This window comes from Sulfitobacter sp. (genome assembly GCF_041552635.1).
Lineage (GTDB): Bacteria > Pseudomonadota > Alphaproteobacteria > Rhodobacterales > Rhodobacteraceae > Sulfitobacter.
In genome coordinates this window covers 1-16687 of the sequence record NZ_JBFEKM010000089.1, presented here as the reverse complement: position 1 = coordinate 16687, position 16687 = coordinate 1, and the positions used below count along the sequence as shown (strand labels likewise).

Sequence of the window (16687 nt, the reverse complement as noted above, 5' to 3'; positions counted from 1 at the left end):
GGCTTTGACCGGATCGCGCAAGGGGGCGGGCGTGTCGGCAGGCAGGCTGTGCAAAAGCTTGGTCAGACGGTCGTTCAAGGTGGCAGCAGCATTGCGCGCTTTATTCAGCTTGTCGACAATCTGTGCGGATATCGCATCGGCAGCGTCAATTTCGCCCTTGGCGTATGTCAGTTCCTTGGCCGAGGCGGAATCATCCAGCAAAGAGCGTGCGCGTTGGATGTGGTTGCGCAAATCGGCCTGTTCTTCAGGTGCCGCATCGTCGGGAACTTTGATCTGTTTGATCAGATCACGCAACGCGGCGGTCCCATCAAGGCGGGAGTGCGTGACCTGACGAAGATAGAGGTCGTAAAATCCCTGTTGCGCTGGTGTTGGCGGCATATCCCGCCTTGGGCGCATTTAAAGCCACGCCGCTTGTTTCCAAGAAAGCCTAAGCCAGTCGCAATCGCCGGGGCCGGAAAAATCGGACGTCTTGCGAGAAAGCAGGATCGTCGCGCAGTTTTTGGGGGTGCGTTGCGCGATGCTCTCGCAGTGTCGCACCGGGCCTTGTTAATAGAAAAGACCCCGCGATATTGAAAACGCAGGGTCTTGATCGTGGTCTTATTGTCGCCACCACTAAAGGTGATGTCCTAAACGGCTCAGGGGTTCCCCTTACTCGATTTCCAGCTCGGGTAGGACCTTCTCAAAATAGGCGATGGTTTTTTTCAAGCCTTCATCGAGGGGGACAGTGGGTTCCCATTCGATTGTATTGCGGGCCAGTGTGATGTCGGGCTGGCGTTGCTTGGGGTCATCGGTGGGCAGGTCTTCAAAAATCAACTTGGACTTTGAGCCGGTCATTTCGATGACCTTTTCAGCAAGTTCCTTGATCGTGAATTCACCGGGGTTGCCCAGATTGACGGGGCCGGTCACGTCATCATCCGTGGCCATCAGGCGGATAAAGCCTTCGACCAGATCATCGACATAGCAAAAAGACCGGGTTTGACTGCCGTCGCCGTAGATCGTGATCGACTTTCCAGCCAAGGCCTGAACGATGAAGTTCGACACGACACGTCCGTCGGCATGGTGCATCCGTGGCCCGTAAGTGTTGAAAATCCGCGCGACCTTGATGTTCAGGTTATGCTGGCGGTGGTAATCGAAGAACAAGGTTTCTGCGCAGCGCTTGCCTTCATCATAGCAAGACCGCGGGCCGATCGGGTTGACGTTGCCCCAATAGTCTTCGGTCTGCGGGTGAATGAACGGATCGCCGTACACTTCGCTGGTCGAGGCCTGAAAGATCTTGCAATTCAAGCGTTTGGCAAGACCGAGCATGTTGATTGCCCCGTGAACCGACGTCTTGGTCGTTTGTACGGGGTCATGTTTGTAGTGCACAGGGGACGCGGGACAGGCGAGGTTGTAGATTTCGTCGACCTCGATGAAAAGCGGAAAGGTCACGTCGTGGCGGATGAATTCAAACCGCGGATTGGCGTGCAGATGTTCGATATTGCGCTTTGTCCCGGTGAACAGGTTATCGGCACATAGAACCTCATGGCCCTGCTCAAGCAGACGGTCGGTCAGATGGGAGCCCAAAAAACCGGCCCCCCCCGTGATCAAAATACGTTTGCGACTGTCGTAAAGACGCGCCATGGCTGTCTCCTCATTGAATTAAGTGTTCTTTCAGCGATCCGCAGACTGTTCCTGGATCAGGAGCCGGATCGATTGAAAGTACCAGGATTTATACGCGGCATAGTGGAAACCGGCACCCCCGTCCAGCATTCCCAGTTTCGCGAAATAGGTGAAGCAGAAATAGAACCACGGGTACCACCATTTGGCCAGATGTCGGTACTTGAACATCTGCCGATCGGTGAAATGCGCTTGGGACGAAGGGTTTTCGGCCAGCTTGGCATAGCGGCGTGCTTCCCACAGGGCATAGTCGCGGTGTTTTTCGATGAACTTGCCCAGACCTTTGTAATCGCGGTGGTCTATCGGGGCTGCGATTTCTCCGATCGGGCCCTCTACGATAGGGTGCTCATGGATCTCCATGTCGAGCGTGCTCCACCCGTCCTCGTCGATCTTTTCGTACAGCGCCTTGCCGGAGCGAAACAACGCCAGCTTGCGCTGCGCAAGGCCAAAGCGCAGCGGTTTACCCAGAAAATGATTGGTGTAGCACAGCCAGTAGGCGTCCTTGGTTTCATCTTGAAGCGCGAGTTTCAGTGCATCACAAAACGCTTGGTCAATGAATTCATCCGCGTCCAGAAACAGTACCCAAGGTTGGGTCGGCGGTTCGTTCATCAAAAACCAGTTGCGTTTCTTGGGGTATTTGCCGTCCCAGCGAAAATTCGAAACCCGCGCGCCATATGATTTTGCGATCTCGCAGGTCGTATCGTCGGACCCGCTGTCAATGACAACGATTTCAGCGAATTGTCCAAGGCGATCAAGGCACCGCGCCAGATTGGCCGCTTCGTTCTTGACGGGGATCGCGATGGTCACGGGAAGTTTTTCAGTCACAAGAAGCAGCCTATGTCGACGGAGAGGGACGCTTTACCGGCATGTCCTTTCTGAAAGACATGATCGAAAAGCCTAAGCGCAGGTTTCAGTTTCGGTGTAGTAGTCTTCGGGCCTAATTTATTTTCAGTATCGCCTTACCGTTTGTGGCGCTTCTTATCCACCAGAAATATGTCGCAAAGGTCTACATGCGCAACGACGGGTCATTCGGCAGCGACGGGTGACATGCTGCCACCCTTTTGGACAAGGGACTGTCGTGCGGGCTGCCCGGCCCGGCGTTTCCAATCTGCGAGCCACGCAAGGGCCCACAGCACGACGGTCCCGGCGGGAATGAAAAGCCACGGCACGATGGTCACACCCTCGAAATAGACAAATACCGCTTGCCCTGCGAGCGACAGCAATGCGCCCGCCGAAAACACAAGCAGACCTTGGCGGCCCATGACACGCAGCGGTTCTGCATAGGGGTGTGCGCTTAGCCGGGCGACGCTGGGCAGGCAAGAGATAATATAAGCTACCGCCAGAACGTGCAGTAGCCGAAGCAGGGGCAAAAATGTCTTGTCCTGCGAGGTGATGTGAAACGGCAGGCCAAGTGCCTCAAGCCGCGCCATGATGCCGTCCATCACGGGCCCAAAACCGGGGGCGTATATCCATGCCAGAACGAAAACGATCCATCCGGTAGCAACCGCAAACAGCGTCCGGTTTTTGGGGACGAACCGGTTGCCATGACGCAAGGCGATCCCGGTCAGCAAGCCAATCACAAAGATCAGTTGCCACGCAAACGGATTAAAGAACCAGCCCCCCGGATTGGGATAGGCGGGCAGGTTAAGGCGCAACAGACCTGTTATGAACCAAAGAACGATCGATGCGGCAAGCAGTGCAAGGGGCGCGCGCTGACCCAGAAGCAGTGCAAAAGGTGCAGCAAGAAGCAGCACAGTATAGGCGGGCAGGATGTTCACATAGCCGATCTGGTGCCCCAAAGTCACGATGCCGATCAGGGCGGGGCCGGTATTCTGGAAGACCTGACGCATGTTGATTTTGGTCAAAAGCTCGGTCAGGCCGAATGCCTCAGCGCCTATGGCAAAAATCGCGATCCCCGCCATAGTCAGAAAAATATGTGTCAGGTAAAGCACCCAAGCCCGCTTCCAGATGGGCGCTATTCCAAGCCAAAGTCCGGTTTCGCGCCAGCGCGCCACACCGCCCGTATAGGCCAACCCGGCCGCCATGCCCGACATGATGAAAAAGCTCTCTGCCGCATCCGAGAACCCCCAGTTGCGCAGCGTAAGGTTTTCGTACCAATTGCCCGGCACATGGTCGATAAAGATCATCACCAGCAGCAACCCGCGGAACAGGTCAATGCGGGGGTCGCGCGGACTTGGGGCGCGTGCGGTGGTGTGCGGATCAGATCGTGACATGGGCGGTTCCGGTTGGTCGGTCGGTGTTGGGTTCGGCGGGCGCAAGGCCGATGCGCCACCGTGTGTGGATGTCGCGATAGGCCGCAACGACCGCTGGCACCTCACGTTCGGCGGGGGTGGTGAAATGCTGCGGCCCAAGGGGTTTCGAGGACCAGGAAATCAGCAAAGGTGCGGCGATCATCGGCAGCGTCACGGGCAGCAGCCAGACCAGCAAGGTCGGCGCAAGAAGCCATGTTGATCCAAGGGAAATCGTTCCGATCATCACGATCCAATAAGAGGAACGCGCCGCTTCGGTCTGGGTCAGCGCCCCTTCGCCACGTGCGTTTGCAGGCCAGCCGCCGTCCTGACGGGAAAGCACCTGCAACACTGCGCGGGTCTGATACGCCAGCATGATTGGTGCCAGCGCCGAGGTCAGCAGGATTTCCGACACAACCGATATAAGCGATCGCCAGATCCCACCAAACCCCGCCGTGCGCCCCGAAACAGCAGCATGCAGGAGGATCGCAAATTTAGGCAGGATCAGCAGACCGATAATGCCAAGCGCAAGCGCGAGAATTTCACGGCTGCGGTCGGACGGGAAAACCGGAAACAGCTGATATGCGTTCGGGAAATAATCGGGTTCGGGGGCCAGAATTGCACCGCTGATGGTGCTGATCAGAAAGACCGCCCAGAACACCGACACAAGATAGGCGAAAATACCCTGCACAAAGACAAACCTGCTCCAGGATGCGAGGCCCGGTGCCAAGAGAAGGCGCATGTGCTGGAGGTTTCCCTGACACCAGCGGCGATCCCGTTTGGCATAGGACAAGACATTTTCCGGCCCTTCCTCGTAAGATCCGATGATGCTGCTATCGGCAATCACACGCCAGCCATTGCGCGCAAGAAGGGCGGCTTCGACATAGTCATGCGACAGGATATGCCCCCCGAAAGGCGGTTTGCCGGACAGTTCAGGCAGTTTGCACGATTGGGCAAAGGCATGGATGCGGATGATAGCGTTGTGGCCCCAATAGGGCCCAACGGAGCCTTGCATTCTTTCTAGTCCGCGGGTGAAGACAGGCCCGTGAAAGGACGCGGCAAATTGCATGGCACGGCCAAAGAAGCTTTGTGCGCCAGTGATCTGCGGCAAGGTCTGAAGCAGCCCGAGCTTTGGGTCAGCGTCCATCCGTTGGATCATCTGACCAAGCGCCGCGCCGGACATCAGGCTGTCGGCATCAAGCGTCACGGCATAGTCATAGGCACCGCCGGACTTGCGGATGAAATCCTCGACATTGCCGGCCTTGCGACCGTGGTTTTCCAGACGATTGCGGTAATAGATGTGATCACCGCCGCTGGTTTCGGCGATCAGCATCCGAAATGCGGCCTGTTCGGCGGACTGGTTTTCAGCAGATCGCGTGTCGGACAGGATTACGATATCAAGGTGCAATCCGGCCGCCTGAATGGACCGGTCCATAGCGGCGATGCGTGCGAATGTGGCAACTGGATCTTCGTTACAGATTGGCACAAGCACAACTGTTGACGAGGTCGTGCTTGCCACTTGCAGGGCCGCAGCCGGACGTTTGGGCAAAAGCCCTGTGAGCCCCAGCGCGGCACCCCACGCCAGCCACCCCGTCGTGAGCAGGATCAAGACGGCACGAAAGATATCCCAGACTTGAAAGCCGTCTTGCAGATCGGCATCAGCCACCAGAATGCAGGCCCCGACAGCGCAGGCACCGGCAAAAACAATCGCCACACTCCGTGTCCGGACTGTGGCGGTGTCAGGTAAAAGATCGGATTGCGCCGTCACTTCAGGTCTCGCTTTGCGGTCAGATGCGCTGACCCGTGAACAGAAGTCGAAGCTGCATCAGGGTGTCGAAAAGGCCAGAACGGCGTTCCAGTTGCTGGTACGGCATATCAAGCGGGGATTCCGGTGGGCCCCATGTTGCGGGGTCATCGCAAAACATATGGTTTCCAGTTTCGTTCCGGTTTTCCATTTCGATCTTTAGACTTCCCATTGGTATAGCCATATCTCGCTCAAATCTTGTCCATAGCCGTTCAGTACGGCTTGCAGCTCCATCGACGCTTCCGGCTTTTCGGGCACGGCCTCGATCACAAGACGCCACATATGTGTTCCCTCGATCGGTGACAACGTCGTCTGCGAAAGTTCGCCACGTGTAACGGTTACACGGGCGGAAATGTCCGTATCAGCCGAAAGGCCGGAAAGCAGCCCGCCTTCGAAGTCGACGACGAATTTGATCCGGTCGGTCTTTTTGTCGACCCCTGCAAAGCCGCCCTTGCCAATACGTGTCCGCACGATCCGTGCACGGTCGACTGATCTGTCACCAGCTGGCGACAGGCCCCAGTGCAGACGGTAGGACACCTCAAGGCTTTCACCCTTTGCGGGGGCCGCGTCTGGGACCCAATAGGCGACGATATTGTCGTTGCTTTCCAGATCGGATGGAATCTCCATCAAGCGAACGGTGCCTTGGCCCCAATCGCCGATCGGTTCAACCATCAACGACGGGCGCAGTTCGTAATGTGCCTGCGCATCCAGATAGTCGTCAAAGTCGCGGGCGCGCTGAATTAGGCCGAAAGACGCGGGGTTTTGCGCCGCCAGATATGAATTTCCAAGACGTTTGTGGTTGGTAAGGGGGCGCACAAAAGTATCGCCGTTTTGCGCGTTCAGAACAAGGTGGTCGCTGTCGTGCACGGCGGGACGGAAATCATCATATGTGCCCGGATCCGCGCCGCCGAACAGGTACATCGATGTCAGCGGTGCGATGCCGAACTGTTGCACGTCTTTGCGCATAAACAGCCTTGCGGTGACCTCCATCACGGTCGTTTCACCGGGGGTGATGTCAAAGCGATAGGCCCCTGTCACGGAAGGCGATTTAAGGGCCGCATAAAGGGTTACTTTCTTGGAATTCGCCGTCGGGGGTTCGATCCAATAGTCGGTAAATCTGGGGAATTCCTCGCCGTCTGAGGTGCCCGTGTTGATCGCAAGGCCGCGCGCGGACAACCCATAGCGGTTGCCACGCCCAAGGGCGCGGAAATAGCTGGCCCCAAGAAAGGCCGCCAGTTCATCTTGGTGATCGGCCCGGTTGAGCGGTGTCATAAGCCGGAAACCCGCAACGCCCGGCATCTCGAAATTGGCGGGGATTGTGTTTTGCACATCGGAATAGTCGAAATCCGCTGTCGAAAAAGGCATTGGCGTCGCGATGCCGTCGACTAACGAACTTAGGTGAACCGGCTCATTGAACAGCCATCCAAGGTGAAAGGCATTCAACTGGAAACGGGCATTTTCGATATCAGCCCATCGGTTACGGTCACGGTTGAAACGTACGCGCTGATAGTCGTCATAGTCAAACTCGGCCAGAAATCCGTCAATCTCTTCGGCGGGTGTTGGCGGCAAAAGCGAGGCTGCGCGCATCTGCTCGGTCAGAATATCGAAGCTGAAGGGCATCTGGACTGGAGCCGGCGCAGCGGGCGTCTCTGTCGTTTGCTGGGCAAACGCAGTCTTCGGAGCGGTCAGCGTGGTGACCGCGACCGATGATAAAAGGTACATGAGTGCGTGGCGGCGGGTGATCGGCATTTTGATTTTACAATCTCGATTGGGCAACGGAAATATTCCGAACTTACTGACAGTGTACTGTAGTATCTTCTTTGCGCTGCGTTGCAGAAAGTTCAATAGAAAGGTCGCAAAACCTGACACATTTTTCTGCCGGTAAGCAGGGAAATCGGCGGTGTATTGCTTAAAGTTGATTGGATTTGGCTGCCAGACTGATTTACCGGGCGATTTCTACCTGCGCATGGCGGTTGTCGCATGGATGTGGGGCGCATCGGGCCCCTTTGATTCTACAAGATGTTCCGACCCATTCACCAGCACGCGCCGGATTGGACAGGCAAGCAAAGTAGCGGTGGAAACCTGCGCTGCTAGGCGTCGGGATCGGTTGGGTTGCAGATGAAAAGCGGTGAAACTTTCCATTTTCCGAAGTTTCGCAAGAAGGCCAAATCCGTATTTAATACTCGCTTTACCAAGCCAGTCTATCTTTCGGTAATTGCCAATTGACATTCTTGGGTGGGGTAAGAGTTCGATGCTGGATTATATTCTTGAATTGTTCGGATCCGCACAATTTGTGCCACATGCGGTGTGTCTGTTATGGCGTCCTGATCTTTTACTGATGCACGGTGTTTCGGATTTCCTCATTTCCGTTTCTTATTTTACCATCCCGATCATCATCATCAAGGCGGTCAAAATCCGGCCCGACTTGATGGACCCAAGTGTTGCGCGCCTTTTTGCGGCATTCATAACCGCCTGCGCCCTAAGCCATTTAAGCGGATTGATTACGCTTTGGGTGCCTGCCTATGGGATACAGGGGGTGATCAAGATGGCGACGGCCGCTGTGTCGATTTACACGGCGATCCAGCTTGCGCGCTTGCTTCCGATGTTCCTTACCATGCCCAGCCGCACTGATCTGGCAAGCAAAGTCGCCGAGGTCGCGATCGAGCAACAAAAAGCGATTGAGGCCAAAGAGGCGCGGGATAAGCTAAGTGAATTTGCCTTTATTGCGTCGCATGATCTTAAGGCACCTTTGCGGGGTATCGCCAATCAGGCCAGATTCTTGATCGAAGACCATGGGGATGCAATTGACCCTGATGCGCGCCGCCGTCTGAACCGGATGCAGGATCTATGTGGTCATTTAGAAATGCTAATCTCTACGCTGCTGAAATACTCGCGTATCGGCAGATCGGATGCGCAACAAGACGTAGATCCCGGTGAGATGGTGACAGGGATCGTATCGTCGTTGAGTGAGTTCATTTCCGACCAAAATGGAGAGGTTGTTATTGAAACAGATCTACCACTGATCTCAGCTGATCCTTCAGATTTAAACACTGTATTCCAGAACCTGATCGTTAACGGACTTACATATAACGAGTCCGAAGAAAAGCGGATCTGGATCGGGTATCTGGACGAAAAAACCGTGGATTCTGTCGGCATGCAAGATGTGTTCTATGTCCGCGATAACGGGATCGGTATCGCTGCCGATTTTCATGACGATGTATTCAGGATGTTCAAGCGCCTCAATCAACCTGATGCCTACCAAGGGGGCTCGGGTGCGGGGCTTGCTTTTGTAAAAAAGGTGATCGAAAGCAATGGTGGTACAATTAAACTGTCCTCTGTGCCCGGCCATGGAACGACCTTTTATTTCTCTTTTTCGAAACGACCGGCAGCGCAAAAAACGTCTGCAAGCGTGAAATTAGGGAGGGCAGAGCATGCATGATCCAAACGGGGTCCAAACCATTTTGATCATCGAGGATAATGATGATGATTTTGAGGCGACCGAACGCGCGCTTTGTAGAAAAAAGAGCCTGTCTAACCCGATCTTTCGCTGTCGTGACGGGCAGGAAGCGTTGGATTATTTAAAAGGAAACGGTCAGTACGCATCGCGAGATGTTACAGGCACGCCTGCGTTGATCCTGCTTGATCTTAATATGCCAGGACTTGACGGGAGAAAAGTACTTGAGCGGATCAAGAAAGACGACGCGCTTTGTGACATCCCTGTCGTCGTTATGACCACATCAACAGCGCAAGAAGACATCAGTGCGAGTTACCGCGCAGGTGCAAATACCTATGTTCAAAAACCAATTTATTGGAACGAATTTGTCGAAGCAATTTCAGGCCTTCATGATTACTGGTTCCAAATCGCAATTTTGCCAAAGTGATTTTATAATGAAAAAACATATCCTCGTCGTAGATGATAGTCCGGATGATCGGGAAGTGATTGAAAGAAAACTACAAAACATGAATGGGTTTGTTTTTCCGATACTGGTTGCAGCAGACGAAAAATCTTGCCTTGATCACATTTCGAGCGATAAGCACATTGATTGCGTTACCCTTGATTATTCGTTGCCCGGAGTTGACGGGCTGGCTGTACTAAAAAAAATACTTGAAATTGACCCAATGATTGCGGTTGTGATGGTGACCGGAAATGGCGACGAACATATCGCCGTTGAGGCGATGAAAATAGGCGCGCAGGATTACCTACCTAAAGACAGAATAAACTCGGATAGCTTGCAGCGCGCCATAACGAACGCGACCGAACGTGCATCGATGCAAAAAAAGATCCAAGACCAGCAAGAAGAACTGACGATATTTGCCAATGTGCTTGTCCATGATCTGCGGGCACCGCTGCAAACGTTGACCAGTGCGATAGGGATGCTGACCGAAGATTTGGCACCAGAGGTGGCCTGGGAACACAAAAAAATGCTTGATTGCATCGTGCAAGGTGCCGAGCGTATGGACCGGCTTATTCTGGCGCTCAAGTCATACACTGAACAAAATTCTGTCCACCCGGTCTTTGAGACTGTAGACTTGAACGAACAAGTTGAGGCGGCCCGGCTGAATCTGTCGAGCGATCTCAAAGCGGCGGGTGCGAGCCTATATTGCGATGGATCATTGCCTGCAATCATGGGTAGTCCACCGCAGGTGATGCAAGTCATTCAAAATATTTTAGGAAATAGTATTAAGTACAATAGATCCGGTGCGCCCGTGGTCAATATTACCTCTCTGGTTAAGGGAGATATTCGCCAGATCCGGATCACGGATAACGGGATTGGAATTTCAGGAAAATACATGAAGCGAATTTTCGAGCCGTTTAAACGATTGCACCGTGATGACGAATTTACGGGAACTGGATTGGGGTTGGCGACATGTAAGAAGATCATGGATCGCCATGGTGGAAAAATTTGGTGTCAATCCAAGCCTGAAAAAGGCACGACATTTATTTTGGAGTTTCCGAGCCTATAAAGCGTCACCTGTCGCAAAAGCGGAGGTACAATCGCGCGATTTATAGCTTTCTTTTAAGCCAAGAGTCTTCAGAAATAGAAATTTCAGGTTAGCAAAGTCGTAGGTTTTAACGCTGCAAACCCGTTGACCCCATGGCATCTAGAACGTGTATTGAAACGAAAAAAGGGGTGTCGCAGGCGGTCGCTGGAGATCAGTGCGTAGTCCTTTGCACATTGCCGCGCATATAACCGTCGTTGATCGGCAGTGCGCTGAATTTGCCTAACGCCTGGCCCCGACGGATAGAACGGACCTTTGGTTCGTAGCCTCAAGATGGCCTCAGGAGGATCGGGACTGCAGGACACGCTATCGTTTGGCGTATGTTTCGCGATGCCAGACATAAAGGCCCGCGCCTGCGATTACGAGGCTGCCGAAAATAGTCCAGAAATCCGGTTTTTCTGCAAAAAACAGAAACCCCCAAAACGCAGCAAAGGCCAGCCCAACATAGGAATAAGGGGCCAATATGGCTGCTTCGCCTTGCGAAAACGCCCGGATCAAGGCCAGTTGCCCAAGGGTCCCGGCCAATGCGATGGCGATCATCAAGCCAAATCCGGCCAAGTCGGGGGTTTTCCACAAGAAAGGAACAGCAATGCTAAGCAATACGGTTCCGACCAACCCAGTATAAAAAAGAGACGTCCAGATATCTTCGTCGCTGCCGACATGTCGGGTCAACAATGCGTAGCCGGAATAACAGGCGGCTGCGGCCAGTGGTAGCAATGCGGACAGGCTGAACACGTCACTGCCAGGGCGAATAACAATCATCGCTCCGACCAGCGCGACCACGATCCCGGCAACGCGTCGCACGCCAAGGGCTTCGCCAAGAAAAAGCGCGGCCCCTAGGGTAATCAGTACAGGGTTGGTGGACATCAGCGCGGCAGCATCGGTCAGGGGTATCAGGCTTAAACCGGTGAAAAAGAAGGCTGTTGCGCTCATCAGTAGGATGGAGCGCAGGAATTGCAGTGCCGGATACCGAGTGCGGACCACGTATTTCAGGCGCGGCAGGACCAATACAAAGACCAACAGCATTTGCCCCGCGTACCGTGCCCAAAGCGCTGGAAGTACGCCGATGTCGGGTGCCACCGCCTTGACTGAAACGTCCATGATCGAAAAACAGAAAATCGCGCCGATCATCAGCAAAATTGCACGGTTTTGCTGGGTCATACGGCAATCCTCGCCCGCGCGGTTACGCGATCTCGGTCTTGATATGTAGGCAAAGTCATAGGCAGTCTTTGAACGGCATTTCAGCACCTTCTCTCCGAGGGCGAGGTTGAAATCTATTTCGGAGGGTAGGGCGAAAAAGACAAAGGCAGGCCGCGGCAGCGAACTGTATTCAATGCAGTTTTGCCGATCGTCGCAGGCAATGCAAAGCCAATCTACAGGCAAAGACCAATGGAAAGGGGGCGCTCCGTCTCTTGCCCATGATCGACCCTCATGTGGCCGCCGCCTACAGAGGTGACACCGAAGGTCGGACAAGCTGCATCTTTAATTTGACACATTTCCGCCAAGCTAATTCCTTGATGATCGGTGACGGTCTAAGCGTTGCGTCAGAATGGCCAAGATATTGAACCGGAAAATCCGGAAACTCGATTGTTGGTGTCCTGATGGTTTTCAAATCCCCTTGGTTGATCTGTTTTCGTTTGTCATTGCCGTCAGTCGAAAGGCGTCGCGATTTGCCTTTTGCGGCGCGGCACGTACCCATTTTTGCCAAGCAGTCGCACAGCAGCGTCGTCGACCCGCGTTAATTATCGGGGTCGATGTGACCCGCCTTTTGTAAGAGTGATTTTATTATGTGCATGATGTGCCAAACCCTGAACCCCGATTTGACGACATACGATACCCACGGGATCGGCAGCATGGATACGATGGCCAGTGTTGCCTCTGGCACCACGACACAAATCAGCGCCACGTTGCCGGTTTATTCTATTGACCAGATCGCCGATTATCTGGCGGTCGGTTTCTGGCAGGATAATAACATGGCGCAGCGGTCTTTCGATGTGCAGACCGGTGATACCCTTACCGTCGATCTGCGCGCGCTGGGCAATGTGGCCGAGGCGACTGCGCTGAGGGCGCTGGATGCTTGGACCGCCGTTAGCGGGCTGAAATTCGTTCAAGGCACCAATGCCGACATCGTTTTCAGTTCTGCCAATTCAGGGGCCTATAACAGCTCAAGCACAATTGGGACCACAATCGTTGAATCGCGGATCAATATTTCCGATAGCTGGCAGGGCTATGGTGATTATTATCTGCAGACCTTTATTCACGAGATAGGCCATGCGCTGGGTCTGGGCCATTCTGGGATGTATAATGGTAGCGCCAGTTTCGCGAGCGACGCCCATTTCGCCAATGACAGCTGGCAGACCACTGTCATGTCCTATTTTGATCAGAACGAAAATCCGAATACGAATGCCTCAAGGTTGTTTCTGGCCTCGGCGCAATTGGGCGATATTGCCGCGATTCAAAAGCTGTATGGCGCGCCGACCTCGGTCGCGACCGGCGACAGTATCTATGGTGACAGCTCAAACACCGGCCAGTGGGGCATGGAGTTGGGGACAAGCTGGTCCGTGGCGATTGTCGATAACGGTGGCACCGATCTGATCAATCTAACCTCGCGCAACCAGAACCAGATGCTGGACCTGCATGCCGAAAGCTATTCAAACATCAACGGGCGCACCGGCAACCTGTCTATTGGACGCGATACCATTATCGAAAACGCGACGACGGGGGGCGGCAACGACTATGTCATCGGCAATGACGCCAGCAACCGGATTTTCAGCGGCGCGGGCAATGATACCATTCTGGGCAATGGCGGGGATGATGTCCTGATTGGCGGTCAGGGCAGTGATGTGCTGACGGGCGGTGCGGGTGCCGACAGGTTCGTGTACGCAGCGCTGAACGAGGCTGGCGATACGGTCACTGATTTCGCGCTGGCGCAAAGTGATCGGATGGACCTGCGCGATCTGCTGACCTCTATCGGGTATGTGGGCACGGATGCCGTGGCTGACGGCATTGTGGCGCTTGTTGCGGCCACTGGCGGATCCTACCTTTCGGTAGATAGCGACGGTGCAGGCGGCGCTGCGGCGGTACAAATTGCGTTTCTTTCCGGCGTTGCTGCGTCCAACTCTGTTTACGAGATCATTGACGCCAGCGGTGCCCCAACCGATCCCGGACCCGCACCTGGCCCAGGGCCAAGCGGATCAGTTGACACGATCTATACGATTTCAAACACCACTATGACCACTTGGAACAGGGACGGCGGCTTTATCATCGACACAGATGGGGGGACGGATGTGCTGGATCTTAGCTTGGTCACCTATGCATCGACCATCGACCTTAACAGCGGTGTGACAGGGCGGATTGGCAGCAAAAAGCTGGTGATCGATGCTGGCACGACCATCGAAAACCTGATCCTTGGCGGCAAGAACGATCGCGGCACCGGAAATGACTCGGATAATCTGATCGACGGCATGGCCGGCAATGACCGCCTGTACGGCCGGGCGGGCAATGACGCGCTGATCGGGGGGCTGGGCACCGACATGCTTTATGGCGACGATGGTGACGATCTTCTGCAAGGCGATGATGGCAATGACCGTCTGTACGGTGGCACTGGCAATGACACGCTGCTTGGGGGGGATGGCAACGACCAGATGCGCGGCGAAGACGGCAACGATCAGATGGACGGGGGTGCGCGCAACGATACGCTATATGGTCAGGACGGTGATGACACGATCGACGGTGGCGACGGCAATGACATCGTTTATGGCGATCTTGGCGACGATGACCTGCGCGGAAACGATGGCCGCGACCGGCTGTTTGGTCGTGATGGTAATGACATTCTTGATGGCGGTGCCGACAATGACATCCTTGATGGTGGTGACGGTGACAACACGGTCGAGGGGGGCAGTGGCAACGACAAGATCACAACCCGCAGCGGCAGCGACATCATTTCCGGCGGTGACGGAAATGACCGCGTTGGCTCAGGTGATGGCAATGACATAATCGATGGCGGTGCGGGCAATGATTATCTGGACGGCGATGGCGGCGATGACGTGATCTCGGGGGGTGACGGGAACGACAAGATTTACGCCGACAGCGGCACTGACGTGATTTCAGGCGGTGATGGAAATGATTACATCAACGCAGGCAGGGATAACGATTTGATCAATGGCGACGCGGGCGACGATAAAATCTATGGCGACAGCGGCGACGACACCATCTTGGGCGGCAGCGGCAATGATTACCTAAAGGGGAATGCTGGCAACGATCTGATCGATGGCGGGGCTGACAACGACAAGATTTATGCTGAAACCGGGGACGATACGGTCACAGGCGGCGATGGCGATGATTATATTACAGGGGGCTCCGGTGATGATCAGGTCGATGGCGGGGCCGGTTCCGACAGGATTTATGCCGATACCGGAGACGATACCGTCTTGGGCGGCGATGGCGATGATTATATCAAAGGCGGGGCCGGTGATGATCAGGTCGATGGCGGGGCCGGTAATGACAGAATTTATGCCGATACCGGAAACGACGTGGCCACAGGCGGCGACGGCGACGATTACATCACCGGTGCCACGGGTGATGACACGGTTTCCGGCGATGCAGGCAATGACCGGGTTTACGGCGACAGCGGCAATGACCTGCTAGATGGTGGCACCGGTGATGACATTCTTAACGGTGGGTCGGGCAACGACTGGCTGACTGGCGGGCTGGGGTTGGACCTGTTGATAGGCGGGTCCGGCGCGGATGTGTTCGTGTTTAATTCGCTGGATGATGCGGGCGACACGATCGGAGACATGAAGCTGCGTCAGGGCGACCAGATCTACGTGTCCAATCTGTTGGATGATTTCGGGTTCACCGTGGCAACAGCGATTTCGCAAGGCATTCTGGGCTTGGAGGCGATCACGAGCCGGGATTCCTGGCTGATGTTCGATACTGACGGTGTGGGGGCTGATGATCCTGTCGAACTTGCCTATCTTAAAGGCATCACCGCCACGACAGAGCTAACGGACGCGTGGTTGATTTAAGAGGATAAGAGGCGCGAATTCTTGAGTTTTCAAGGCGTCGTTGGACCATTGAACACAATTCGAATGCCAGACGATGAGCCCTCGCTGGAGTTGGCCGCGCCATGCTGCATATTCTGAAGTTTCAGACGCAACACGGCGCGGCATATTGTTTTGCCAAATGATCAGCCCAGAACTGATGTCACGGCCTGATGGGTCGCGGCAACAACTTGATCTGCTTCTTCGGTCGTCAGACAGAACGGCGGTGCAAAGCCTAAGATGTCGCCTTGCGGCATCGCGCGCGCGATGACGTTGCTTTGCTCAAGCAGTTTGGCGGCGATCTGCGGCCCGATTTTGTCAGCGGCGTCATAGAACGTACGGCTGTCTTTGTCGGCCACAAATTCGACCGCGCATAACATGCCTTCGCCGCGGACGTCGCCCACATGCGGGTGGTCGGCAAGGGCAGCGCGCATTTGAGAGTTCAGATACCCCCCAACCGTGCCTGCGTTTTCCATCAGCCCCAGCTTGTCGATCAATTCAAGGTTGGCGACCCCCGCAGCGGCCCCGATGGGGTGCGCCGAATAGGTCCAACCGTGGCCGATAGGGCCGTTTTCGTCAGTACCTTTTTCAAGCACAGCCCACATTTTGTCAGACACAATCGACCCGGACAGCGGTGCGTAGGCGGATGTCAAACCCTTGGCGATCGTGATCAGATCGGGGCGCATGCCGTAGTGTTCGGACCCGAACATGGTGCCCAGGCGGCCAAAGCCTGTGACGACTTCATCTGCGACCAGCAGAATATCGTGGCGGTCCAGAACCTCTTGGATGGCGGGCCAGTAACCTGCGGGTGGCGGCACGATGCCACCGGTGCCCAGCACGGGTTCACCGATAAAGGCGGCGATGGTGTCAGCGCCTTCGGCATGGATCATCGCCTCAAGTTCGGCCACGCAATGGGCGACGAATTCGCTTTCGCT

Annotated in this window: 13 protein-coding genes; 4 read left to right on the top strand and 9 right to left on the bottom strand. The window is 55.0% G+C overall.

Going from position 1 to position 16687, the window contains the following annotated elements; all coding sequences use genetic code 11:
- From ABYT07_RS11950 to ABYT07_RS11920, 7 genes are all read right to left on the bottom strand, one after another.
- Positions 1 to 378 (bottom strand): hypothetical protein (locus tag ABYT07_RS11950; protein ID WP_372991920.1); only part of this gene is annotated, 378 nt, incomplete at its 3' end.
- 270 nt (positions 379 to 648) lie between these two features.
- On the bottom strand, positions 649 to 1620 hold the full coding sequence (locus ABYT07_RS11945; protein ID WP_372991919.1) for a UDP-glucuronic acid decarboxylase family protein: 972 nt from the start codon (positions 1618 to 1620) through the stop codon (positions 649 to 651).
- Positions 1621 to 1650: 30 nt separating this feature from the next.
- Entirely contained in the window at positions 1651 to 2481 is an 831-nt protein-coding gene (locus ABYT07_RS11940; protein ID WP_372991918.1) for a glycosyltransferase family 2 protein, read from the bottom strand.
- Between the two features lie 200 nt (positions 2482 to 2681).
- A complete protein-coding gene (locus ABYT07_RS11935) occupies positions 2682 to 3890 on the bottom strand; it encodes an OpgC family protein (RefSeq protein WP_372991917.1) in 1209 nt (402 codons plus the stop codon).
- Complete coding sequence (gene mdoH / locus ABYT07_RS11930) at positions 3877 to 5619, bottom strand: glucans biosynthesis glucosyltransferase MdoH (protein ID WP_372991916.1); 1743 nt, start codon at positions 5617 to 5619, stop codon at positions 3877 to 3879. The genes ABYT07_RS11935 and mdoH overlap by 14 nt, the downstream gene beginning before the upstream one ends.
- Positions 5620 to 5692: 73 nt before the next feature.
- On the bottom strand, positions 5693 to 5881 hold the full coding sequence (locus tag ABYT07_RS11925) for a hypothetical protein (RefSeq protein WP_372991915.1): 189 nt from the start codon (positions 5879 to 5881) through the stop codon (positions 5693 to 5695).
- On the bottom strand, positions 5869 to 7458 hold the full coding sequence (locus ABYT07_RS11920) for a glucan biosynthesis protein (RefSeq protein WP_372991914.1): 1590 nt from the start codon (positions 7456 to 7458) through the stop codon (positions 5869 to 5871). The genes ABYT07_RS11925 and ABYT07_RS11920 overlap by 13 nt, the downstream gene beginning before the upstream one ends.
- Before the next feature lie 796 nt (positions 7459 to 8254).
- Between ABYT07_RS11920 and ABYT07_RS11915 the strand changes: the two genes are divergently transcribed.
- From ABYT07_RS11915 to ABYT07_RS11905, 3 genes are read left to right on the top strand one after another with little or no spacing between them, the layout of a single operon-like run.
- Positions 8255 to 9148 (top strand): ATP-binding protein, encoded by an 894-nt coding sequence (locus tag ABYT07_RS11915; RefSeq protein WP_372991912.1) that lies wholly within the window; start codon positions 8255 to 8257, stop codon positions 9146 to 9148.
- Positions 9141 to 9590 carry a response regulator gene (locus tag ABYT07_RS11910; RefSeq protein WP_372991911.1) on the top strand — a complete coding sequence of 150 codons (450 nt, stop codon included), beginning with the start codon at positions 9141 to 9143 and terminating at the stop codon, positions 9588 to 9590. Before ABYT07_RS11915 ends, ABYT07_RS11910 begins: the two co-directional genes overlap by 8 nt.
- 7 nt (positions 9591 to 9597) lie before the next feature.
- The gene (locus ABYT07_RS11905; protein ID WP_372991910.1) at positions 9598 to 10674 is read left to right on the top strand and encodes an ATP-binding protein; all 1077 of its coding nucleotides are present in this window, start codon (positions 9598 to 9600) and stop codon (positions 10672 to 10674) included.
- A 342-nt stretch (positions 10675 to 11016) separates the two neighbouring features.
- On the opposite strand, the gene ABYT07_RS11900 is transcribed toward ABYT07_RS11905, so the two are convergent.
- Positions 11017 to 11871: a DMT family transporter gene (locus ABYT07_RS11900; protein WP_372991909.1), complete on the bottom strand. Its 855-nt coding sequence runs from the start codon at positions 11869 to 11871 to the stop codon at positions 11017 to 11019.
- A 632-nt stretch (positions 11872 to 12503) separates the two neighbouring features.
- On the opposite strand from ABYT07_RS11900, the gene ABYT07_RS11895 reads away from it, so the two are divergent.
- Complete coding sequence (locus tag ABYT07_RS11895; protein WP_372991908.1) at positions 12504 to 15737, top strand: M10 family metallopeptidase C-terminal domain-containing protein; 3234 nt, start codon at positions 12504 to 12506, stop codon at positions 15735 to 15737.
- A gap of 161 nt (positions 15738 to 15898) precedes the next feature.
- Here ABYT07_RS11895 and ABYT07_RS11890 read toward each other — a convergent pair.
- Positions 15899 to 16687: aminotransferase class III-fold pyridoxal phosphate-dependent enzyme (locus ABYT07_RS11890; RefSeq protein WP_372991907.1), on the bottom strand; the 789-nt coding region annotated here is incomplete at its 5' end.